The organism is Stenotrophomonas sp. ATs4 (assembly GCF_051861585.1).
GTDB classification, from domain to species: domain Bacteria; phylum Pseudomonadota; class Gammaproteobacteria; order Xanthomonadales; family Xanthomonadaceae; genus Stenotrophomonas; species Stenotrophomonas maltophilia_AS.
The window spans coordinates 88,479-109,993 of the sequence record NZ_JBLYPK010000005.1 but is presented as its reverse complement, the minus strand read 5'-3'; the positions used below and the strand labels follow the sequence as shown (position 1 = coordinate 109,993).

Below are 21,515 nucleotides of genomic sequence, written 5' to 3'. Positions count from 1 at the left end.
GCACGCGCTACTGCGTGCGTACACCCCGCCCTGCTTCAATCTGCGCATGCAGCGCCTGCAGCTGTGCCGCCGTCTGGTTGAACACCTGCAGATCGGCATCGACCAGGGCCGCCCAGTCAGGCGCGTACCCCAGCAGTTGCGCCACCTGCTCGTTCGGCGCGCGATCGAAGCCCTCGCCAAGCACGGCCAGATAACGCTCACGGAACCCTTCCGGGTCACGCTGGTCCTGCACATACAGCTGCACGGCCAGCAACCCCGCATACAGGTAGTTCACCAGATAGTTCGGGTCTTCATACATCAGGCGCTTGCCGATCCAGGTGTTGCGCAGCTGCGGGTAGCGCTCCGGTTGCTGGCCGAAGCGCGCGAGCACCTGCCCGGTCAGCGCGTCCAGGTCATCGGCGGTGCCCAGCGTGCTGTCGGCTACACCCCGGTAGATCGACTGCTCCAGCTGTGCTTCCTCGGAGGAGGTGAACAGCTGCAGCACCATGTCGTCCAGCAACGATTTCAGGTAGTAGGCCTTGGCGCGCGGGTCCTGTGCCTGCTGATACAGCTGGTCGCGGAAGCGCAGCTCGTTGTAGATGGCGAAGGCTTCGGTCAGCCACTGGCTGCCGTTGCGGTGCAGCGGCGATGCGTGGCCACGCTGCATCCACTCACCGTGCAACGCGTGACCGGCTTCATGGGCGATCTCGACGTCGCTCTCCAGATCCCCGCTGCGCACACCGACGTACAACATCGCCGGCGCGCCAGGAGCGTTCACCGCGAACGCATCCTGGCTGCGATTGCCGCGCTCGGTGGCCAGGTCCATGCGCTGGTTGGCTGGATCGAGCAGCGCGCGCAGTTCGGCGACGTACTCCGGCCCCAGGTGCTGCATGGCATCGGCGGCGTTGTCGCGCAGCTGCGTCAGCGTCAGCACCGGTGGCGTGTAGCCGGCATCGGGCACCGTGGTATCCCAGATCTGCGGCGCATCGATGCCGGAACGTGCGGCGTGACGCAGCAGCATCTCCTGGTAGGCGCGGCGGTCTCCGGCGTGATGTTCGATGGCTACCAGCGTCGCATCCACCGCCGCTGTATCCAGACCCATGCGCTGGTAGCCACGCGCCGGTGCGGAGCCATCACCCTGCAGGCGTGCGGCGGCGTCATTCACCTGTACCAGCCCCAGCAGCACCGAAGCCATCGGCTCACGGCGCGAGTGCAGCCCCTGCCAGTAGCCCTTCCAGCCGGCCTCGCGCAGGCTGCGGTCGGGCTGCTGGGCCAGCGTCTGCTTGTCGCGTCCCGTATCCCAATGCCGTCCATCGCGTGCGATCTGCGGATACTCGGCACTGCGCAGTATCTGCCCACGCAGGCGCGCGAAGCTGTCCAGCGCCGGATCGGCCAGCGCCTCCACGGCCTCGTCCAGCGCGGCATTGGCCGGAGCGGCAGCCTCCTTGAGCGCACGCGTACGCAGGAAGCCGTAGGGCGCGGCCCACGCTGCGTCCACAGGCGCCTCACGCAATGCAGCGCGACCGGTGCGGGCAATGCGGCTGCACAGCCCCATTGCCTGGTCCAGCGCCTGTGCCGGGCGATGATCGCGGGCGTTGCGGGCGGACTGCAGATGCAGGTAGGCGAGATGACGCAGGCACTGCGCTTCCAGGGCCTCGGCCTGCCGGAAGCGTTCCGCCGGTGCAAGGGTGGACGCCTGCTGCAGGGCCTCGACGCGCTTGCCCAGCACGTCACGCGCGGCCTGTTCGGCGGTGGCGGTGGCGAAGTAGGCGCGGTCATCGGCATGCACCGACTGTGCCTGGGCGCCGCTGAAGGGGGCTATCGCCAATACGGCGGCAACGGCGGCGGTGGTGGTGCGCTTCCTGAAAGCCTGCATCGGCGTCTCCCTGCCTGGACCAGGCCTCGAGCCTAGCAGCCACTGGCCCGCCGCGCCTGTGCCGGAACAGGCTTCAGATCGACTCGTCCTCACGCTTGACCAGTGTCCAGCAAGGCGCCTGCGCAAAGGTATAGGTCTGCTGGTCGCTGCTGTCCGGTGTGCGGATCTGCACTTGCCGCTGCCCATCGGCCAACCTGCTGACCTGCATTTCGCGGCCCTGCCCGGCCAACGCGGCTGGATCGGGCATCACCGGCCACTCGACATCGGCCAGCGCCAACCGGCTTTCCACCTTGCGCGGTTCCGGCTCGGCCTCGGCATCGATGTAGCTGTCCAGCAAAGGATCGGCAGTGGTCTTTTCCTGCAGCGCGATCTCGTTGCCGAAGTGCTTCAGGAACGCGTCGAATTCCGGGTAAGGGCATTCACTGCGGGCAGGGACCGGCGCGGGCTCGACCCTTGCGGCGATGGTTGCTGGCGCCGCGGTGGGAGGCGGCGGCGTGGCAGGTGCGGCGTTGGCGGGCATTGCCTGCGGCGCAGGCGTGCACCCCACCAACCCGATGCCACACACGAGCATCAGCAGTGCAGCAGAAGGGTATCGACGCATGGGCTCATCCTGAATCCGGTCCGGTCGCTCCATGCTACCGCGCACCCTACAATTCCGGCATTCCGCCTGTCCGAGAGTCCTCATGCATCGCCTCCTGCTCCTGATCGGCCTGCTGCTGCCCGTCCTATGGCCGGCCGTGGCGATGGCCATCGATGTCCACGAAGGCGACCTGCTGTTCGTCACCGCCGGCCGCAGCGGCCTCAGTGCGGCCATCGACGATGCCACCGGCAAGCAGGGCGCACCCAGCTTCGATCACGTCGCCCTGGTCGCCTCGGCGCCGAAGGGCTGGGATGTGCTGCACGCCGATGAGAAAGGATCGCGCCGGCAATCGCTGGCCGAGTTCCGCCAGGACGCGCGCGCCAAGCAGCGGCAGATCGTGGTCTATCGCCTGCGCGCGCCGCAACAGGCGGCCATCAAGGATGCGGTCGCCACCGCGCGCACGATGCTGGGCAAGCCGTACAACACGTCGTATGTGTTGAACGAAGACAGCTATTACTGCTCGGACTTCATCGAACGCGCCTTCCGTGCGCACCACGTGTTCGCATTGCAGCCGATGAATTTCCGCAACCCGCAGACCGGGGAGATCGCCCAGCACTGGGTGGATCTGTACCGCGGCATGGGCATGGACGTGCCGCAGGACCAGCCCGGCACCAACCCGAACGACATGTCGGCGGCGCCGGTGCTGCAGCGTATCGGCGTGCTGGAATAAGCGAAGCCCCGCACGTGGCGGGGCTTCACCGGTCACTCCGCATGCACGGCGCGGTCATTCTTCTTCGTCGTTGCCGCCCTGCTGCTGGTTCTGGTTGCGCTTCTGCTGTTCCTGCTGCTGTTCCTGCTGCTGTTGCTGCTGCTGGTCACGGCCGCGACCCTGCTGCTGATCCTGCTGGTTCTGCTGGCCCTGTTGTTTCTGGTTCGGGTTCTGGTTCTGCTGTGCCATGTCCGATCTCCAAAGCCACTCGCGGAATGCGGTGGACGTGGCCATCGTCTGCAGCGAATGGTTAATCACGCGTGGGGGGGCGGCTACATCTGTGTGTACGCCCGTGAATGAACGCGCGGAAGCCCTTGTGGCACAAGCGGCTGAAGAATTCATGCGGGTTCGGCATGTGCTCATGAAGTCTTCAGCGTTTCGCGCATTCATGGCATTCGCTGCCGGAAACACGCGCTGAACAAGGTTGGCTTCCCGGCTCACGCAGGGAAGCCAATGCTGCATTCAGGGCATCACCGGCGGCACATACGCCAAGGTCATCCCCAGCAGCCACAGCAAGCCCAGCACCAGCGGGATGTGCACCAGCAGCTGGATGAAGGTGAAGCCCACGATGTCGCGTGCCTTCAGGCCCAGCACGCCCAGCAGCGGCAGCATCCAGAACGGATTGATCAGGTTCGGCAGCGCTTCGGCCGCGTTGTAGACCTGCACCGCCCAGCCCAGGTGCGCCTTCAGTTCGTTGGCAGCCTGCATCACGTACGGTGCCTCGATGATCCACTTGCCGCCACCGGACGGCACGAAGAAGCCCAGCACCGCCGAATAGACGCCCATCACCAGCGCGAACGAATCGGTGCTGGCTACGTGCACGAACAGGCTCGACAGCCGGTGCGCCAGGGTCTGCCCATCGCCGCCGGCAGCGTGGGTGAGGATCATCGCGATGCCGCCGTACAGCGGGAACTGGATCAGCACGCCGGTAGTGCTCGGCACCGCCTTGGCTACCGCGTTGAGGAAACTGCGCGGACGCCAGTGCAGCAGCAGGCCCAGCGAAATGAACAGGAAGTTGTAGGTGTTGAGGTTGGCGATGGCGGTGATCACCGGCTTGTTGGCGAACTCGTTGAACAGCCAGCCGAACGCCAGCAGCGACAGCAGCACGGTCAGCAGCGGGCTGTATTCCAGCCATTCGCCCGGGCGCGTGCGCTGCTGCAGCGGCTCCGGTTCGGCCTGCGCGGCGCCGGGGAACTCCTCGGCGGTGCGCGCACTGCCGGCCGCCGGTGCGGTAAGCCAGGCGATCAGCAGCGAAACCAGGATCAGCACCGAGGTCAGCGCGATCGACTGCCACAGGAAGATGGTTTCGGTGAACGGCAACACGCCGGTGATTTCCACCAGACCGGGCGGCATGCTGGCCGGGTTGGCCTGCAGCTGCGCGGCCGACGAGCTCAATCCCATCGCCCACACCGCGCCAAGGCCCAGATAGGCCGAGGCACCGGCAGCGCGGTAGTCCATGCGCAGTTCGGTGCGGCGCGCTAGCGCGCGTACCAGCAGGCCGCCGAACACCAGCGAGAACCCCCAGCTCAGCAGCGAGGCGAGCATGCTGACCAGGCCCACGTACACCACCGCACCACGGCCGGTGCGCGGCACACGGGCGAGGAAGTCGATGAAGCGTGCGACCACCGGCGCCGTCGCCACGGCGTAGCCACCGATGACCACGAAGGCCATCTGCATGGTGAAGGGGATCAGGCTCCAGAAGCCGTCACCGAAGGCGCTGGCGGTGGCCTGCGGGGTCGAGCCGAAGCCCATCGCGGCCAACGCGACGATGACCACGCCCAGCACCGCGAACACGTACGCGTCGGGGAACCACTTTTCCGCCCATGCGGCCGAGCGCAATGCTGCGCGCGCCATCCAGCCGTCCTGTACTGCTGCCGTCGAGGCCATCATCCACCCTCCCAGGTTCGATGGCCCGATTCTGGGCGGTGGGGTGTGGCCTGTCAGCCACCTATTGGTCGTAGGTGGCGGGATGGTAGTGCCGGCCGCTGGCCGGCAACTTCGGGATCGCGCACGGGTGCAGCCGGCCAGCGGCCGGCTCTACCAAGCCCATGGATGGTCGTAGGTGGTGGAGGGCGGTAGTGCCGGCCGCTGGCCGGCAATCTCGGGAGCGCACACGTGTGCAGCCGGCCAGCGGCCGGCTCTACCTCACCCTGGGCTCAGCGCAGCGCGAGGTCCACGGCGATACCGGCAAACAGCGCGGCACCCACCCAGTTGTTGTGCAGGAACGCCTTGAAGCACGGGCCGCGTTCGCGGTTGCGGCAGATCCAGAACTCGTACACCACCAGCACCGTGGCCACGGCCACACCGGCGAGGTAGTACCCGCCCAGTCCGCCGCGCACGCCCACCAGCGCCATCGTGGCCAGGAACAGTGCGTACAGCACGCCCTGGATGACCAGGTCCAGGTCGCCGAACAGGATCGCGGTGGAGTGCGAGCCTATCTTCAGGTCGTCCTCGCGGTCGACCATCGCGTACCAGGTGTCGTACGCGGTGGACCACAGGATGTTGCCGGCATACAGCAGCCAGCCGAGCATCGGCACCTCGCCCTGCACGGCGGCGAACGCCATCGGAATGCCCCAGCCGAACGACATGCCCAGATACACCTGCGGCAGGTGGGTGTAGCGCTTCAGGTACGGGTAGCTGGCGGCCAGGAACACGCCGATGAAGCTCAGGCCGATGGTCAGTCCGTTCAGGGTCAGCACCAGGCCGAACGCCACCAGCATCAGCACGGCGAACAGCGCCAGCGCGGCGCGGCCGCTGATCGCACCGGTGGCCAGCGGACGCGCCTTGGTGCGCTCCACGTGCGGGTCCAGCCAGCGGTCGGCGTAGTCGTTGATGACGCAACCGGCCGAGCGGGTCAGCCACACACCGGCAGTGAACACGAACAGGGTCCACAGCGGAGGCAGACCGCCCGCGGCCAGCCACAACGCCCACCAGGTGGGCCACAGCAGCAGCAGCGTGCCGATCGGGCGATCGGCGCGCATCAGACTCCAGTAGTGCCGCCAACGCGGCGTCGCCGGCGACTGCGGCGAAGTAAGGGGGGTATCAGCCATGGCGATAGGATACTCCTGCGCCGGGGGTGAGGCTCAGAAACGACAGGGCCCGATGCGTCTGCGCGCACCGGGCCCCGATATCCTGCCCTGCGAAGTGGTCAGGCCTTCTCGTCAGACTTGTACTCGTAATAGCCGTAGCTGTAATAGCCGGTGGCACGTTTCTCGACCGCGTTGAAGATCGCGCCCTTGATCTGCACGCCGTTCTGCTCGAAGCGCTGCAGGGTCAGCTCGATTTCCTTGGCCTGGTTCACGCCGAAACGGGTGACCAGCAGGCTCGAACCAGCGTGGGTGGCGACCAGCGCCGGATCGGTCACAGCCAGGATCGGCGGCGTATCGACGATCACCAGGTCGTACTTGCCGGACATCTCCTGCAGCATCTGCGCAAAACGCGGGTGCATCAGCAGCTCGGCCGGGTTCGGCGGAATGTCACCACGCACCATGTAGTGCATGTTGTCCAAGCCGGACACCGGATGGATCACGTCATCGACGCTGAGCTTGCCGCCCAGCATGTCCGACAGGCCCTTCTGGTGCGACACACCCAGGATCTTGTGCAGCGTGCCCTTGCGCATGTCGGCGTCGATGACCAGCACGCGCTGGCCTGCCTGCGCGATGACTGCGGCTAGGTTGGTGGACACGAAGGTCTTACCCACGCCCGGGCGCGGGCCCGAGATGGTCAGGATGTTGTTCTTCGCTTCCAGCATGGCGAAGTGCAGGCTGGTACGCAGGCTGCGCAGCGCTTCCACGGTCGGATCGGCCGGAGCGGTCACCGCCAGCAGGTGCTGGCGACCGTCGGCCACCACGCGCGTACCGTGCTTGCCCTTGCGCAGCTTAGGCAGAGTGTTGGACACGCTGAGCGGGATGGCGGCATAGACCGGCAGGCCCAGGGCTTCGATATCCGCCGGGTCTTCGATGCCCGGGTTGAGCATGCGCTGGAGGAAAACGAAGGCAATCGAAAGGAAGGCACCAAGGAGTGTGGCGATGGCGACGATCAAGGCCTTGCGGGGTGCAACCGGGTTGGCGATGTCAACGATGGCCGGATCGACGATACGCACATTGCCGACCGCGCCTGCACGGGCCACGTCAAGCTGCTGCGCCTGGTTCAAAAGCGCCGTATAGAGCTCATTGCTGACCTGCAGGTCACGGGTCAGGCGCAGCAGCTCCTGCTGGGTCTCAGGTAGATCCCCCACCTGCTTCTGGAAGCCGCCCTTGCGGCTTTCCAGATCGCCGATCTGACGCATAAGCGCCCGATAAGCCGGGTGCTCGCGCGTGAAGCTCCGATCCATTTCGGCCTGCTTCAGGCGCAGCTGCTGGATGCTGGCTTCGACGGCTACTTCCTGTTCCAGCAGACCCTTGGTCTGCATGGTGATGTCCACCGACCGGGACTGCGACTGGTAGGCGCTCATTGCAGCCTGCGCCTGCTCCACCTGGCGGCGGATCGTAGGCAACTGATCCTTAACAAACTGCAGCTGCGAGGCAGCTTCAGCAGAGCTGCGATCTACGTTTTGACGGACATATGCATCGGCAACATGCTGGACCAGAGCTTCGGCCATAAAAGGGTCGGCGCTCTCATACGAGAGGAGCAGGATACCGGACTCCTTCCCCTGCTCCGTCGCCTTGATATCGTCCTGCAGCTCGGCGACCACGTCCAGCCGACGAAGACGCGTCACTTCGAACTGCGTCCCGGGGTTAGCCCGCAGCGTATCAACCTCCAAGGCTACCCCATGGCCCTTCGCAGGTACGCCAACTTGCCCCTTCAGTACAAGGTCGCCGTCTTCGTCAAATAGAGAGTAATCCTTCCCGCTATCACCAACCTCCAAGATCATGGCGCTGCCCACAAACGCCAGAGGAACTTCAAGGCGATGGATGCCCAGAAGCTCTCCGCCCCAGCCATACCGGGACAGACCCAGTTTTGGCGGCGCCACCTGGTTCTCTGTCTCGGGCTTGAAATGGCGAACGAAGAAATTGCCAAAGATTGGAAGACGCTTGGGCTCGATCTGCACTTCAAGATTTAGCTTGTCTACGGCGCTGCCAATGACAGTGCGGGATGTCAGCAACGCAACTTCAGTCGTTGCCGCTGTACTGCCACCTCCGCCCAAGGAGGCGAGATCTGCCAAGCCAGGGATGCTGGGCACTTTGGACTCAACCTGCACCATCGACTGAGCTCGATAGATGGGGGGAGCCAGCACGGCATAAACCGCACCGAGTACACAAAACAGGGCCGTCACACCGACCACAAGCCACTTGCGGTCAATCAAAACACCCAGCAGCTCTCGAAGGTCGATCTCGTCATCCTTGATTGCACGGGCTTCCGTCTGCTTCGTCATCGATTTCACTTCAAGTCAGGAACGATCGAACAAGTCCAATCGCTCGTTCGCATAGAGGGGTGCCACGTGGCGTGAGCAAGGCCGATCAAGCGGCCGAGTAATACATGAATGCGCACACCACTTCTTCTTCAGCCGTCTCACCGCCAGCCGAGCCTGACAGTGTACCCGATGTCAAGGCCCAACGAAGTATGAACGACGCTCACAAATGCGCCGTGAGCTTGAAGAGGATAGGTCGCCGGGCAGCTGAGGTCCTAGGTTGTTATGATTCGGACCACTCACAGGAGGCCATCAACACCTCCGACGCGCGCCCGTCTCAATGGGCTTTGAATCCGCCATGAACTGGACCGGCACGGGGAGGGGATCGACTGACCTGCCGATCTCTGTAGTAGCATCCGTCCCCCGCGCTACCTGGCATCTGCCGGGAGGCGTGCGGACCGGAACGCCTTCAACCCGCTAAGCCCAAACGCAAGGCCGCTACAAAAGGAATTGAATGAAGATCGCTGTCGTGGGAACTGGGTATGTCGGCCTTTCGAATGCGGTGCTCCTGGCGCAGAAGCACGAAGTCGTTGCGACGGATATCAACAAGGATCGCGTGGCTCAGCTCAATTCCCGGCTGTCTCCGGTGGAGGACGCCGAAATCTGCGAGTATCTGGCCACGAAGGATCTGAAAATCACGGCCACCCATGATTGGAAGGAAGCATATAGAGATGCCGACCTCGTAATTATTGCAACGCCGACTGACTATGACCCCAGCACTAACTTCTTCGATATCAGCTCGATTGAATCGGTCATTCAGAATGTGCTGTCGGTAAATGTATCGGCGTTGATGGTGATCAAGTCAACCCTGCCAGTCGGCTGCACCAATGCCCTGCGTACGCGCTTCGGTAGCGACAATATCATTTTCTCGCCGGAATTCTTGCGCGAGGGAAGAGCACTTTATGACAATCTTCATCCAAGCCGCATCATCGTAGGCGAGCGCTCTGACAGGGCGAGCGCCTTTGCCGAGCTTATGAAGGACGGTGCTCTCAGCACAGATGTACCGGTCCTCCTTACAGACTCGACCGAAGCTGAAGCCATCAAGCTGTTCGCCAACACATACTTGGCGATGCGCGTTGCATACTTCAATGAGCTTGACACGTACGCCGCAAGCCACGGACTGGACACCCGCCAGATCATCGAGGGGGTCAGCCTTGATGCGAGGATCGGTGGCCACTACAACAACCCTTCCTTTGGCTATGGTGGCTACTGTCTGCCCAAGGACACCAAGCAGCTTCTTGCCAATTACAGTGATGTTCCCCAGAACCTGATTCATGCCATCGTCGAAGCCAACCGTACCCGCAAGGATTTCATTGCAGATGAGATTATCGCAAGGAATCCTCGCGTAGTCGGCGTGTACCGGCTGGTAATGAAATCGGGGTCTGACAATTTCCGCGCTTCCGCGATACAGGGCGTGATGAATAGAATAAAAGCCAAGGGAATTGAAGTGATCGTCTACGAGCCGGTGCTTTCCGACAAAGAATTCTACAACTCTGAAGTGATAAGTGACCTGCGGAAATTCAAGAGCCGGGCCGATGTCATCGTAGCGAATCGATTCGCCTCTTCACTTCAGGATGTTGCTCACAAGGTATACACCCGCGATCTCTTCGGTGCCGACTGAACTGCCAGAATATATACGAAAGGAATGGAATAAATGACAAAGCGCGCATTGATTACAGGCATCACCGGCCAGGACGGCTCCTATCTGGCGGAATTGCTTCTCGACAAAGGCTATGAAGTGCACGGCATCAAGCGCCGAGCCTCCCTGTTCAACACCCAGCGTGTTGATCACATTTATGAAGATCCGCATAAGCCGGACCCACGCTTCCACCTGCACTATGGCGACCTGACCGACACCAGCAATCTCACTCGCATCTTGTCGGAAGTTCAGCCCGATGAAGTCTACAATCTGGGCGCGCAAAGCCACGTCGCTGTGAGCTTCGAGGCGCCCGAATACACGGCGGATGTCGACGCTATTGGAACGCTTCGCCTTCTGGAAGCGATCCGATTCCTCAAGCTGGTGGACAAGACGCGTTTCTATCAAGCATCCACCTCGGAATTGTACGGCCTTGTCCAGGAAGTTCCGCAGAAGGAAACCACGCCGTTCTATCCGAGAAGTCCATATGGTGTCGCAAAGCTGTACGCCTACTGGATAACGGTGAATTATCGCGAAAGTTATGGCATGTATGCCTGCAACGGCGTGCTCTTCAACCATGAAAGTCCGCGCCGCGGCGAGACATTCGTGACTCGAAAGATCACCAGAGGCCTGGCGAACATCGCCCAAGGACTTGAGAGCTGCCTCTACATGGGCAATCTGGACGCCCTTCGCGACTGGGGACATGCCAAGGACTACGTGCGCATGCAGTGGATGATGCTGCAGCAGGAAACTCCCCGTGACTTTGTCATTGCCACCGGTGTGCAATACAGTGTTCGCGAGTTTATCAGCCTGTCTGCAGCTGAACTGGGAATCGAGCTGGAGTTCCAGGGCAGCGGAGTCAATGAGAGAGCGATTGTCCAGCGAGTTTCTGGCGATGCGGCGCCGGCGGTGAAGGCAGGGGATATTATTGTTTCCATTGACCCGCGCTACTATCGTCCAGCCGAGGTGGAAACCCTGCTCGGCGACCCATCTCTGGCGAAGTCCGAGCTGGGCTGGACGCCCCAGATCACTCTTCAGGAGATGGTGAAGGAAATGGTGGCGTCCGACCTGAGCATCGCTCGTCAGATTGCATTGCTGCGCGAGGCAGGGCATCAACCAACCATCACAAGAGAGTAGCAAGCGCATCCACCGCAATACCTGCCGGTGATTGTGCGCTGGGTCTACGTAGATACCCGCCCCTCGGCGCAACCGTTCGCCCGGACAAACCGGGGACGAATGGGAACGTGAGGGGCTGCCCCCCCTGGAACCAACGAAGAAATGATTGAAATTCTGCTGCTTACAAGAATTCTTGTGGACTATGCTTGGGAGTACAAGTCACTCAACGTCATCCACACGGGGTTCGTATTGGTTGCCGCAGCTTTCTACATTTCGAGAAAGCTGCGAACTGACGCCAAGCTCAGGAAAACCGACATTCTGGTTCTGCTCTTCGCAATCTATGTTGTTTATTCATTCATCACCACCAGAACAGACCGCGGCCTATACGATTTCGTAAAGCTGATGCCTTGCGCCGCTTACTACGCCATCGGACGCTTCTACAATCGGTCGCCTACCATGTCGATACTCCCCGGAGCGGCAGCGGCGACCATCGCCGGGCTTTTCCTTGCCGCCATGTTAGGTGTTGGCTACATAGACTGGGGCGGCATCAAGACCTTCACTGCCGGCTACTTCTTCAAAACCGATGCCGCACTTGGCGTGGTTGTACTGACTGCATTTGCCTTACTTTGGTCACGCAACACCCTTGTCATTGCCGCTCTTGTGCTGATCGGCAGCTCCGTGGTGTTCGCCACAAACGCACGCATCGCAATTCCGCTGGTTCTCGTACTACCCGGGCTCCTCTACTTGAGCCAACGGGGACTGTTCAGTAAAAGCACCAAGGCGCTTGCATTTACATCCGCATTGACCGTCCTGGCAATCGGTCTTTTCTCGTTCATTGACCTGGGCTCTTTGAATCTACTGGGACTTGACCTTTCCGACCCCTTCTCCGACAAGAACACTCAAGGGCGGACCCACATCTGGGCCGCACTGATTAATTATTACAACACACTGGACATTTACCACAAGCTGACCGGCGCCGGCCTTGCTGCAGACATTGTTGCCGCGTCAAACTTCTACCAGAACGACGGATTTACTGAGTCAAGAGCACACAATTCGTTCCTTTGGCTCCTTGTTTGTTTTGGATGGCTCGGCGGCGCACTTTATCTGAGCATGCTCGCCGGATTTGTCCGCCAAGCGCATACTATGGCGCTTGAAAACCCAAAATCAAAACTACTCTTCCTTTTTGCAGGCCTGTTTGTAGTTTTTCTGGTGTTTTCGATCTCCACAGAAGCCGTAGTGAAGCCTCAGATTACATTCCCGCTGTTCCTGTTTGCAGGATTTTGCGCAAACCCCTTGTTCAGAAAGCCAGCGCCAGCGGGAAGCTGAACAGAAACTCTGCCAAACTAGCATTCTGGAGGCGAAGGCCAACCAGTTCAGGATAAGAATCCCGCTTTCCTTTCGCGCCATTGACCTCTGATGAAAACCCTCCTGAAAACAAGAGAGCTTCTAGTTCGAATCATCTCCCGGGGAGAAAGTCTGATTTCGGCGCTCTTGGGGCAGGCGAGCTCCAGCATATCGAGCGTGCTTGTTTCAGCATGGCTCATACTCCTGGCACCCAAGGAGCAGTTTGGGGTGTACAGCCTCTGCTTCTCGATATCGATAGTCTGTGCCGGAATGATTTCCTCCGGCCTGGTCATTCAATTCGCCGTATACCTGCCCACCAAACGCAACGAGGATCACCCGGCGGCCCTTAACACCTATCTAGCCATGATTACAGCGCTTTGCGCTGCAGGAACTTTGCTAGGCGTTGCTGCCGATCTATCACCGCTTTTCTCTTCCTCGCTGTTCAAGCAAACGCTGATTTGCGGTGCAATGACCTGGGCAATCAGCTCGAGGGAGTTGGTTCTAAGGTATATGATGCATCGAGAGGACCATCGTGACATCAGGGTATCGAGCTTGATACTTCTCGCTAGTACTACTTGTCTCCTCCTGATCCCGCAGTCTTTTTCGTCACCCTTGGAGTGGGCGGCATTTGCCTACGCTGCGGGAATTCTGCTTAGCTTGTTCCCCTGCTTCCTCAGGAACAAAAAAGGCATAGCGCAGGTATCTCTGGCCAGCGTGCGGGGGGCAGTCGCCGAGTCTTGGCACGGTGGTCGCTGGGGTATTGTTAGCAACGCCTTCTTTTCGATCAGAAATCAGGCACATACGCTCCTTCTGGCCCCGCTTGGGCCATCCGTTGTTGCTGACGTCAACGCTGCCCGGCTTGTCTTCATGCCGATGTACCAGATCGCACCGGTTATCTCGCAGATTGGGCTGGGTGCGATCGCAAAGCTGAGGTCCACGGACGAACTGCAGGCGGTCAGATACAGCGAGAGGCTCGCCAAGTACTCGGTCACCCCCATCCTGACCTACGGAATTCTCGTATCCATCTGCGCAGTGGTGATGAAGACCGCATTGATTCCAGCAGAATACTGGAATTCAATCAATTATTTACTCGGCTGGTGCTTGGTAACGAGCGCGATGGCAGGGAGAATTGCATATTCCACTACTCTGCAGGCTCTGCAACAGTTCAAATCGGTTGCGTCGGGAAACATCGCATCCCTCTTTGCGCTTTTTGGGGTATGGGTACTTCTCAAGAATACAACTGGCGCACCTGCAATTCTATATGCGATGGCCGGCTCAGAGGCGTGCGTGATGCTTATCTATATGCGCAAGATATCCCTGATCAAGTCAAGATTTCTCCTTCAAGGTCCAAGCAAGCCATGATTGCGATGCAGGGCGCTACCGCGCCCGGGAATCGCGCCAATTCGTGGCAAAAATCTCCGCGCCGGCGTACTGGCAAGACCGGCGATTACCAGAGAAGACGCAGGCAAAGAACGATGAAGCAGGTAAAGGACATGGAAGCATGATTCATACAGCCGGAAGGCCGCGTTGTGTACTCATAGTGCAGCGTAGGATGACACACTATCGCGTGCCCTTCTTCAACGCTCTTCGCGATCATCTGTCGTCCTCCGGAATTTCTCTCAACGTGGTTTTCGGAGATCCCACCACGGCAGAGAAGCGGAAGAATGACAGCGGAAGATTGCCCTGGGCTCAGCATTCGAAGTGCAGTTACTTTTTCGGAGACAGGCTCTGCTGGCAACCGTTTTTGAGTCAGGCGAGAAAATCCGATCTTGTTATCGTTACTCATGAAAACAAGATGCTGTTGAATCTTCTTGCTCAGTACGGACTGCCTGACAAGCGGGTCGCACTTTGGGGTCATGGCGCTAATTTGCAGGGTAGCTCTGGCACAATCCGCGAAGCCTTCAAGCGTCGGACCGCAGATCGGGCCGACTGGTGGTTTGGTTACACAGAGATGAGTCTGCCACTTATTCTTGCCAGCGGATTTCCGGCGGACCGGGTAACCATCGTGGAGAACTCCATCGACACACTCGCCCTTGCCAGAGAGTTTGCCGAAGCTACCGACAAGACGTCTACCCGGCCCGCTCGTAAATTGCCTTTAGGCGCCTACATCGGTTCGCTTTACCAGGAAAAAAGAATTGATTTCTTGCTTCAAGCTGCCGAGCGGGTGAAGGCAAGGGTTCCTGACTTTTGCATGGTCATCGCCGGCGCTGGTCCAGAGCAGCAGAAAGTGGAGCAATTCTCGTCTGCAAATCCCTGGCTCAGCTATGTTGGCACTATCGACACCAAAGAGAAGGCCACACTTCTAGCGCGTAGCCGTGTCCTGCTGAATCCCGGTTTGGTGGGGCTGGGAATCCTTGACTCGTTCGTATGCCGAACGCCTCTGGTAACCACTGATTGTGGCTTGCACAGCCCTGAGATTTCCTACCTTCGGAACGGGCACAACGGGGTGATGACCGCTGACAATCTTGACGGCTTCGCCGACGAGGTTGTTCGGTTGATCTCAGACCAGGAGCACCACAGTCGTTTGGTAGACGGATGTATAGAGAGTTCAAGCCGATACACCATTCAGAACATGGCGGAGCGATTCTCAAATGGAATAAAAGCATGTCTCGATGCGAACATTCGTAGGGGCTCGCGATGAAAGTCCTTCTGGTCCATAACGCATACCAAGTATTTGGAGGCGAGGACTCCGTAGTGTCCCGGGAGAGGTCACTCCTGACCCGCTCTGGACACACAGTGGCCACTTACGAAGTCTCGAACAACTCGATCTCGGGACTGTGGGGACGCGTTCGGGCGGCGCTTGGGACTGTTTTCTCCGTGGGATCTTACTTCGCGGTGACAAGAGCTATCCGTGAGTTTCAGCCTGAGGTAGTACACGTTCATAATTTCTTCCCTCTGATATCGCCGTCTGTCTTCTACGCATGCAAACGGGAGAGGGTTCCAGTAGTTTTCACACTCCACAATTATCGGATCCTGTGTCCAACTGCGACGTTGGAATATGACGGCGAGGTCGTTCTAAAAAGCCTTAAAGATGGGCCCTGGTGGGCACTTCGCCAGCGCGTGTTCCAAGGATCACTCGTTGGGACATTCGTTTTGTGTTCCATGATCTACATCCACGCCAAGATGGGCACATGGAACAGGATGGTGGATCGATTCATCACGCCCAGCGAGACCAGTCGGCGCAACTTTCTAGAGGGCGGGCTGCCCTCTCATCGTCTCGTAGTCAAGCCGCACTTCGTTGAGATAGATGAGGATGCCCCCCAACCCAGATCTGGCTTCCTGTATGTGGGCCGACTCTCCGCAGAGAAGGGCGTTTCGGTCCTTATCCGTGCGATTCATGCACTCGCCCATTCCAGTCCTTCGATAGGGAAGGATGCCTTTTGTATTGTTGGTGGTGGCCCCATGGAACAGCACTGCCTGGATGCGGGAATTCATTCGTTGGGGGTGATGCAGGCGTCTGGCGTGCAGGAGATGATGCGTTCAGCGACAGCCCTTATCGTTCCCAGCGTCTGCCAGGAAACGTTCGGCTTGGTGATCATCGAGGCTTACGCTTGCGGTCTACCCGTCATTGCCAGTCGTATTGGCGCATTCGAGGAATTGGTCTTGGAGGGTCAGACCGGACTGACATTCGAGACTGGCAACGCGGAAGATCTCGCCGAGAAGATCAGGTGGGCTGCGGAACATCCGCTTGAAATGATGCGCATGGGATCGCAGGCGCGATCTCGATACGTCGATCGATATACCGCTGAACGTAACATCAATTTGCTTGTTTCCATCTACAGAGAAGCTGCGGAAGAGTACCGGACCTAGGAATATGAGTATTGATAGACGCTCCCTCAAGCAAGTCATCGGCGCCCGGATTGATGTTGTCGAATGGACAGACGCGATTGACAGGATTCACATTTGGTCAGCCGCTAGAAGTAGCCGCGTGGTCTGCATCTGCAACGCCCACTCCGTCGTAACCGCCCGTCAGGACAAGGAGTTCGCAGCAGCCGTGAACTCTGCCGACATGGCGACGCCCGATGGTGCGCCCGTGGCCTGGCTTATGAGACGTCTGGGGGCCTCCGGCCAGGAACGCATCAATGGCCCCGACCTGATGCTCAAGTACTGCGAGGAAGCCGCCAAGCGTGGCGAGTCCATCTACCTCTATGGTGGCGCTGAGACTACCTTGGGCATTCTTCGCGACCAACTGCCCAAGCGGTTCCCTGGCTTGGTCATTGCCGGCTCCCACTCACCTCCCTTCCGCGTCCTCAGCGAGGAAGAGGATGCCGCTATCGTGCGCGACATCAATGACTCTGGCGCCGGCACGATCTGGGTCAGCCTCGGCTGTCCGAAGCAGGAGAAGTGGATGGCGGCCCACCGTGGCCGCATCAATGGCGTGATGATCGGCGTTGGCGCAGCGTTCGACTACCATGCAGGCGTGATCTCCCGGGCACCGCTCTGGATGCAGAACAATGGCCTCGAATGGTTGCACAGGCTTGCGAGTGAGCCTCGTCGGCTCTGGAAGCGCTACTTCGTCACCAACACCCTGTTCATCTGGCACGCTGCGCGCCAGTTGATGACGGCGCAGTCAAAATGACCGCTTTGACCGAGCTTCCACCGCGGCACTTGAATGCAGCTGACTTCAAGGCCGTGGTTCGGGACACACCTCTCGTGTCGATCGATCTTCTGGTCATGGATCAACGGCAACGCATGCTTGTCGGGTTGCGTACCAATGACCCTGCACGCGGATTCTGGTTTGCTCCGGGTGGTCGCATCCGCAAGGGCGAGAACTTCAACCAGGCCTTCCACAGGCTTACTCAGGCTGAGCTCGGACAATCGCTGGATATCAGCGAAGCCACCTTCGTTGGAGCGTATGAGCACTTCTACGCCGAGGACTTTACCGGCGCATCGGATGCGGGCACGCACTACGTGGTGCTGGCGTACTCCATCAATGTGGATCCGACGAGAATGGCTCTGCCGGAGGAACAGCATGCTGAGTACCGCTGGGTAACGGCAGAAGACGCCCTTTCCGATGCGTCGATTCATCCCAGTACCCAAGCATACGCTCGCAAATGAGAAGGGCCAGCGATCGCTGGCCCTTTCAGCTACGATCTCAAGCGGCGCGCAGGCGGCCTTGATTGTCGAGGAACCAGCGATACGTATGCTCGACGCCTTCCCGAAGCGGGATCGAAGCCTTCCAGCCCAACCCATTCAAACGTGAGACGTCCAGCAGTTTGCGCGGTGTGCCATCCGGCTTGCTGGTGTCATTGCGGATCTCGCCCTTGAAACCCGTGATGTCCTTCACCAGCTCCGCAAGCTCGCGAATGCTGATGTCATCACCGACGCCAACATTGACGATGTCCGAGCCTTCGTAGGTCTCAGTCAGATAGACCGTTGCAGCTGCCATGTCGTCGACATGGAGGAATTCCCGACGGGGGGTTCCCGTACCCCACATGGCAACCTCGCTGTCATTGCGTTCGGCGGCTTCGTGGAACTTTCGCAGCAGCGCCGGAAGCACATGCGAGTTCTGCAGATCAAAGTTGTCGCCCGGCCCATAAAGATTGGTCGGCATCAGACTGATTGCATTGAATCCATACTGCTTGCGGTACGCTTGGCACATCTTGATGCCCGCAATCTTTGCAATCGCATACCATTCGTTCGTAGGCTCCAGCCCCCCCGTCAGCAACGAGTCCTCACGGATCGGCTGCTCGGCGAACTTGGGGTAGATGCACGATGAGCCGAGGAAAGTCAGCTTCTTGGCGCCATGGCGGTATGCCGCGTCGATCACGTTGTTCTGGATCTGCAGGTTCTCAAACAGGAATTCGGCAGGGTACGCATCATTGGCATGGATGCCACCGACCTTGGCCGCAGCCAGGATGACGATAGCCGGCTTCTCGGCCTCGAAGAGTGCTTCGACCGACGCGCGATCCCTGAGATCGACGCGCTCGCGCCCAGCCAGCAAGAGGTTGTCGTAACCCAACGCCTGCAAACGGCGCACCACGGCTCCACCCACCAGTCCCCGGTGTCCTGCGACAAAAATCTTATCGTGCTTGTCCATGCTCTTTCCGTTCAACTGCTGAGTCAGGGGTGAAATTTTAGCAGACGACCTCAGCCCCATTCGGGCCAGCCCGGCCTTGACGACGGGTGGGTTGAGATTTATCCGGGGAAACCAGATAGAATGCCCTCCTCACGGCCCCTTCCGGGTGTCTTGATGCCCGTCCCGGCAGGTTCCGAGGGCGAGGCGGTATACAACGCGCCCGTAGCTCAGCCGGATAGAGTAGTGGCTTCCGAAGCCATTGGTCGGGGGTTCGAATCCCTCCGGGCGCGCCATCTTTCCCTGCTCGTAACCGTCACTCCGGGCCTCTCGCTTGCGCTTCCACGTCAACGCGGCTCAGGAGCGAACGGCATCGAGCGATGTGCGCAACCTTGAAGATCGCGCACGACGATGGAAAGCGCCTGCCCTTTCTGCACCGCCCCGGGCAGGAAGGCGCCCTTGCCGTCGTACAGGAAGGTTTCAATCTCACCACGTGCAACCACCAAGTCCGCAGCCGGCGGCTTGAGCTCTTCCAGAACAACACTGAAGGGACGCCAGGCCAGACCGTGTTCGTCGCGGATATCGGTCGATACCGCGTGTGCATGTGCCTGCTGATCCACGCTGGCCAGTGGCACTCGTAGTGCCTGCGATCCCTCCGTACTGATCTGGAACCTGCCAAGGACCACGGTATCCACGGTTTCACTGCCGATGTAGGTGATCGTGGCCTCGGGGCACTGCACGGCATCGGCGAGGTGCGATGCACACGCGGCCAGGCTTGCGGCCAGGAGGGCAATGATCGGCCGGATCATGGGTTGGCACCTGGCACGTCGCTACCCTGCCCAGCGTTTGCAGCAGCGCGCGTAGTGGAAGCACCCGGCCTGCGCGCGTAGCTGTAATCCGGATCGCGGCAGTCGCGCATGATCGGACTTCGTGCGTGCCTGATTACGCCGGGGAACCAGCACAACGCCAGCACCACGGCCCATATCACGGCCAACCAGAACCATCGGCCCAAGGCATAGGCCCAGATCATGGGCAATGCAGCCAGCAGCACGATGATCTGCGTATACAGCAGGTAGAGCGTGTGCAGACCCAAGCGGGGATCCGAGCGCAGCACCACGCCACATCCCCTGCATGGCGTCTTCGCCTGCCGTGTCGATGCGGAGCGCAGCGGAAACCGCTGCCCTGCTGCGCCACAGAATGGACAGGTGAAGGTCAGCAGGCGCATCAGGCAAGCTCCTCTCTGTCGATTGACATCAACTGTCGGGCACGAAGCCGAGCCTAGCATGGGCCTGTTAGGGGGCGCCGCAAACAGCAACGCCGGGCAGTGCCCGGCGTTGCCTTCATACCAGTCGAGCATGGCTCGACTCTACACAAAGCAGATCAGTACTTCCCATCAAACGCGAAGATCGGCTTGCGCTGCTTCCACGCGCCAGCAGTGAAGTCCGGGAATTCCAGCGTCTGGAAGCTGTTGGCGATGGACTGCTCGCTCAGCGGCGTGATCGCGCTCCAGGTCACCGCATCGTAGATGTCGATCGGCATCGGTGCCTTGGCCTTCAGCGCTTCCACGAAGGCATGGATGACGAACCAGTCCATGCCGCCGTGGCCGGCGCTGGCGGCGGTGTCGGCATTCTGCTTCCACAGCGGGTGTTCGTACTCATCCTGGTACTTCTTGAACTCTTCCCACTGGTGCGGCGGGCTGCGGCCTTCGATGTGGATCGAGTGGTTCACGTCCATCCACAGGCCCTTGGTGCCCTGCACGCGGAAGCCCATCGAGTACGGACGCGGCAGCGAGGTGTCGTGCTGCAGCAGGATGGTCTCGCCATTCTCGCAGGCCAGCGTGGTGGTCACGATGTCGCCGAGCTTGAACTTCACCTTGGTGCTGGGATGCGTGGTGCCACCACTCTTGGCCACGGTGTAGTCGTGCAGGCCACGCGCCTTGGTCGCGAAGGCGTTGATATGGGTGAAGCGGTTGCCGCGGTTGATGCCGGTGTACATCGCGCACGGGCCGATGCCATGGCTGGGGTACAGCTCGCCGTTGCGCTCCACCGAATGCTCGGTGCGCCAGCGTGCTTCGCTCCAGCCCTTGGGACCGAACTCCACGCCGCTGTCGTAGGGCTGGTTCGGGTCGCCGGAATTGAACTTCACGCCACGCAGGTCGTGCTGGTAACCGGCCTGCAGGTGCACCAGCTCGCCGAACAGGCCCTGGCGCACCATCTGCAGCGCGGCCATCACGTCGCGGCGATAACAGACGTTCTCCAGCAGCATGTACGGGGTGCCGGTGCTCAGCTGGGTCTTCAGCACGTCCCAGTGGTCCTGCAGGGTGATGCCGGCCACTACTTCGCAGCCCACCGCCACACCGGCCTGCATCGCGGCAATCGCCATCGGCGCGTGGTATTCCCACGGCGTGGCGATGATCACGCCATCGATGCCCTTCTGTTCCAGCAATCGCTTCCAGGCGTTGGTGTCGCGATCCTGGCCATAGGTCTTCGGGGCCGGCTTGCCGGCCTTGGTCACCATCTCCACGGCGCGGCCGAGCATGATCGGCTCGATATCGCAGACAGCAACCACCTCGACGTCGTCGCGGCGCACCAGTTCCTTCAGCAGCACCAGGCCACGCATGCCGGTACCGATCATGGCCAGGCGCACCTTGCGCCCGCGTGCCCATGCTGGGGTCTGCGGCAGCAGACTGCTGGCGGCGACAGCGGCACTGGCCGCGATGAATTCCCTACGCTTCATGGCAAACATCTCTCCTCTTGGCAGCGTGCCGGCCGCAGCCGGCACGCCAGGTC

19 protein-coding genes and 1 tRNA gene are annotated in these 21,515 nt (G+C 60.5%); 10 read left to right on the top strand and 10 right to left on the bottom strand.

What is annotated here, in order from left to right; translation table 11 throughout:
* Positions 1 to 7 precede the first annotated feature (7 nt).
* Both ABR323_RS10440 and ABR323_RS10435 read right to left on the bottom strand, forming a co-directional pair.
* On the bottom strand, positions 8 to 1,855 hold the full coding sequence (locus ABR323_RS10440; protein WP_439449249.1) for a M3 family metallopeptidase: 1,848 nt from the start codon (positions 1,853 to 1,855) through the stop codon (positions 8 to 10).
* A gap of 73 nt (positions 1,856 to 1,928) precedes the next feature.
* Entirely contained in the window at positions 1,929 to 2,456 is a 528-nt protein-coding gene (locus ABR323_RS10435; RefSeq protein ID WP_439449248.1) for a hypothetical protein, read from the bottom strand.
* 82 nt (positions 2,457 to 2,538) lie between these two features.
* Between ABR323_RS10435 and ABR323_RS10430 the strand changes: the two genes are divergently transcribed.
* Positions 2,539 to 3,165, top strand: a complete 627-nt coding sequence (locus tag ABR323_RS10430) for a YiiX/YebB-like N1pC/P60 family cysteine hydrolase (RefSeq protein ID WP_439449247.1) — start codon at positions 2,539 to 2,541, stop codon at positions 3,163 to 3,165.
* Between the two features lie 54 nt (positions 3,166 to 3,219).
* On the opposite strand, the gene ABR323_RS10425 is transcribed toward ABR323_RS10430, so the two are convergent.
* The 4 genes from ABR323_RS10425 to ABR323_RS10410 all read right to left on the bottom strand — a co-directional run bounded on the left by ABR323_RS10425 (position 3,220) and on the right by ABR323_RS10410 (position 8,578).
* Entirely contained in the window at positions 3,220 to 3,393 is a 174-nt protein-coding gene (locus ABR323_RS10425) for a hypothetical protein (RefSeq protein WP_439449246.1), read from the bottom strand.
* Between the two features lie 273 nt (positions 3,394 to 3,666).
* Positions 3,667 to 5,091 carry a short-chain fatty acid transporter gene (locus ABR323_RS10420; protein ID WP_439449245.1) on the bottom strand — a complete coding sequence of 475 codons (1,425 nt, stop codon included), beginning with the start codon at positions 5,089 to 5,091 and terminating at the stop codon, positions 3,667 to 3,669.
* A gap of 269 nt (positions 5,092 to 5,360) precedes the next feature.
* Positions 5,361 to 6,254, bottom strand: a complete 894-nt coding sequence (ubiA, locus tag ABR323_RS10415; protein WP_439449244.1) for a 4-hydroxybenzoate octaprenyltransferase — start codon at positions 6,252 to 6,254, stop codon at positions 5,361 to 5,363.
* Positions 6,255 to 6,352: 98 nt separating this feature from the next.
* Positions 6,353 to 8,578, bottom strand: a complete 2,226-nt coding sequence (locus ABR323_RS10410; RefSeq protein WP_439449243.1) for a polysaccharide biosynthesis tyrosine autokinase — start codon at positions 8,576 to 8,578, stop codon at positions 6,353 to 6,355.
* Positions 8,579 to 9,068: 490 nt separating this feature from the next.
* Between ABR323_RS10410 and ABR323_RS10405 the strand changes: the two genes are divergently transcribed.
* The 8 genes from ABR323_RS10405 to ABR323_RS10370 all read left to right on the top strand — a co-directional run bounded on the left by ABR323_RS10405 (position 9,069) and on the right by ABR323_RS10370 (position 17,768).
* Positions 9,069 to 10,235, top strand: coding sequence for a nucleotide sugar dehydrogenase (locus ABR323_RS10405; protein ID WP_439449242.1), 1,167 nt, complete (start codon positions 9,069 to 9,071; stop codon positions 10,233 to 10,235).
* 33 nt (positions 10,236 to 10,268) lie between these two features.
* Complete coding sequence (gmd, locus tag ABR323_RS10400; RefSeq protein WP_439449241.1) at positions 10,269 to 11,387, top strand: GDP-mannose 4,6-dehydratase; 1,119 nt, start codon at positions 10,269 to 10,271, stop codon at positions 11,385 to 11,387.
* A gap of 141 nt (positions 11,388 to 11,528) precedes the next feature.
* Positions 11,529 to 12,692: an O-antigen ligase family protein gene (locus ABR323_RS10395; protein ID WP_439449240.1), complete on the top strand. Its 1,164-nt coding sequence runs from the start codon at positions 11,529 to 11,531 to the stop codon at positions 12,690 to 12,692.
* Between the two features lie 90 nt (positions 12,693 to 12,782).
* Positions 12,783 to 14,072, top strand: coding sequence for a lipopolysaccharide biosynthesis protein (locus ABR323_RS10390; protein ID WP_439449239.1), 1,290 nt, complete (start codon positions 12,783 to 12,785; stop codon positions 14,070 to 14,072).
* 190 nt (positions 14,073 to 14,262) lie between these two features.
* Entirely contained in the window at positions 14,263 to 15,351 is a 1,089-nt protein-coding gene (locus ABR323_RS10385; protein WP_439449238.1) for a glycosyltransferase family 4 protein, read from the top strand.
* Positions 15,348 to 16,520, top strand: coding sequence for a glycosyltransferase family 4 protein (locus ABR323_RS10380; RefSeq protein WP_439449237.1), 1,173 nt, complete (start codon positions 15,348 to 15,350; stop codon positions 16,518 to 16,520). Before ABR323_RS10385 ends, ABR323_RS10380 begins: the two co-directional genes overlap by 4 nt.
* Before the next feature lie 184 nt (positions 16,521 to 16,704).
* Entirely contained in the window at positions 16,705 to 17,289 is a 585-nt protein-coding gene (locus tag ABR323_RS10375; RefSeq protein ID WP_439449236.1) for a WecB/TagA/CpsF family glycosyltransferase, read from the top strand.
* The gene (locus ABR323_RS10370) at positions 17,286 to 17,768 is read left to right on the top strand and encodes a GDP-mannose mannosyl hydrolase (protein ID WP_439449235.1); all 483 of its coding nucleotides are present in this window, start codon (positions 17,286 to 17,288) and stop codon (positions 17,766 to 17,768) included. Before ABR323_RS10375 ends, ABR323_RS10370 begins: the two co-directional genes overlap by 4 nt.
* A gap of 37 nt (positions 17,769 to 17,805) precedes the next feature.
* Here the strand turns inward: ABR323_RS10370 and fcl are convergent, their stop codons facing one another.
* Positions 17,806 to 18,750 carry a GDP-L-fucose synthase gene (gene fcl, locus ABR323_RS10365; protein ID WP_439449234.1) on the bottom strand — a complete coding sequence of 315 codons (945 nt, stop codon included), beginning with the start codon at positions 18,748 to 18,750 and terminating at the stop codon, positions 17,806 to 17,808.
* A gap of 195 nt (positions 18,751 to 18,945) precedes the next feature.
* On the opposite strand from fcl, the gene ABR323_RS10360 reads away from it, so the two are divergent.
* Positions 18,946 to 19,022 (top strand) — tRNA-Arg (locus ABR323_RS10360).
* 51 nt (positions 19,023 to 19,073) lie between these two features.
* Here ABR323_RS10360 and ABR323_RS10355 read toward each other — a convergent pair.
* From ABR323_RS10355 to ABR323_RS10345, 3 genes are all read right to left on the bottom strand, one after another.
* Positions 19,074 to 19,535: an adhesin gene (locus ABR323_RS10355; RefSeq protein WP_439449233.1), complete on the bottom strand. Its 462-nt coding sequence runs from the start codon at positions 19,533 to 19,535 to the stop codon at positions 19,074 to 19,076.
* Entirely contained in the window at positions 19,532 to 19,951 is a 420-nt protein-coding gene (locus tag ABR323_RS10350) for a hypothetical protein (RefSeq protein WP_439449232.1), read from the bottom strand. Before ABR323_RS10350 ends, ABR323_RS10355 begins: the two co-directional genes overlap by 4 nt.
* A 155-nt stretch (positions 19,952 to 20,106) precedes the next feature.
* Entirely contained in the window at positions 20,107 to 21,462 is a 1,356-nt protein-coding gene (locus ABR323_RS10345) for a Gfo/Idh/MocA family protein (protein ID WP_439449231.1), read from the bottom strand.
* Positions 21,463 to 21,515: the final 53 nt, after the last annotated feature.

Excerpts from the sequence above, each read along its gene's own strand:
- ABR323_RS10440 (WP_439449249.1), bottom strand. The coding sequence starts at position 1,855 with ATGCAGGCTTTCAGGAAGCGCACCACCACCGCCGCCGTTGCCGCCGTA.
- ABR323_RS10435 (WP_439449248.1), bottom strand. The coding sequence starts at position 2,456 with ATGCGTCGATACCCTTCTGCTGCACTGCTGATGCTCGTGTGTGGCATC.
- ABR323_RS10430 (WP_439449247.1), top strand. The coding sequence starts at position 2,539 with ATGCATCGCCTCCTGCTCCTGATCGGCCTGCTGCTGCCCGTCCTATGG.
- ABR323_RS10425 (WP_439449246.1), bottom strand. The coding sequence starts at position 3,393 with ATGGCACAGCAGAACCAGAACCCGAACCAGAAACAACAGGGCCAGCAG.
- ABR323_RS10420 (WP_439449245.1), bottom strand. The coding sequence starts at position 5,091 with ATGGCCTCGACGGCAGCAGTACAGGACGGCTGGATGGCGCGCGCAGCA.
- ubiA (WP_439449244.1), bottom strand. The coding sequence starts at position 6,254 with ATGGCTGATACCCCCCTTACTTCGCCGCAGTCGCCGGCGACGCCGCGT.
- ABR323_RS10410 (WP_439449243.1), bottom strand. The coding sequence starts at position 8,578 with ATGACGAAGCAGACGGAAGCCCGTGCAATCAAGGATGACGAGATCGAC.
- ABR323_RS10405 (WP_439449242.1), top strand. The coding sequence starts at position 9,069 with ATGAAGATCGCTGTCGTGGGAACTGGGTATGTCGGCCTTTCGAATGCG.
- gmd (WP_439449241.1), top strand. The coding sequence starts at position 10,269 with ATGACAAAGCGCGCATTGATTACAGGCATCACCGGCCAGGACGGCTCC.
- ABR323_RS10395 (WP_439449240.1), top strand. The coding sequence starts at position 11,529 with ATGATTGAAATTCTGCTGCTTACAAGAATTCTTGTGGACTATGCTTGG.
- ABR323_RS10390 (WP_439449239.1), top strand. The coding sequence starts at position 12,783 with ATGAAAACCCTCCTGAAAACAAGAGAGCTTCTAGTTCGAATCATCTCC.
- ABR323_RS10385 (WP_439449238.1), top strand. The coding sequence starts at position 14,263 with ATGACACACTATCGCGTGCCCTTCTTCAACGCTCTTCGCGATCATCTG.
- ABR323_RS10380 (WP_439449237.1), top strand. The coding sequence starts at position 15,348 with ATGAAAGTCCTTCTGGTCCATAACGCATACCAAGTATTTGGAGGCGAG.
- ABR323_RS10370 (WP_439449235.1), top strand. The coding sequence starts at position 17,286 with ATGACCGCTTTGACCGAGCTTCCACCGCGGCACTTGAATGCAGCTGAC.
- fcl (WP_439449234.1), bottom strand. The coding sequence starts at position 18,750 with ATGGACAAGCACGATAAGATTTTTGTCGCAGGACACCGGGGACTGGTG.
- ABR323_RS10355 (WP_439449233.1), bottom strand. The coding sequence starts at position 19,535 with ATGATCCGGCCGATCATTGCCCTCCTGGCCGCAAGCCTGGCCGCGTGT.
- ABR323_RS10350 (WP_439449232.1), bottom strand. The coding sequence starts at position 19,951 with ATGCGCCTGCTGACCTTCACCTGTCCATTCTGTGGCGCAGCAGGGCAG.
- ABR323_RS10345 (WP_439449231.1), bottom strand. The coding sequence starts at position 21,462 with ATGAAGCGTAGGGAATTCATCGCGGCCAGTGCCGCTGTCGCCGCCAGC.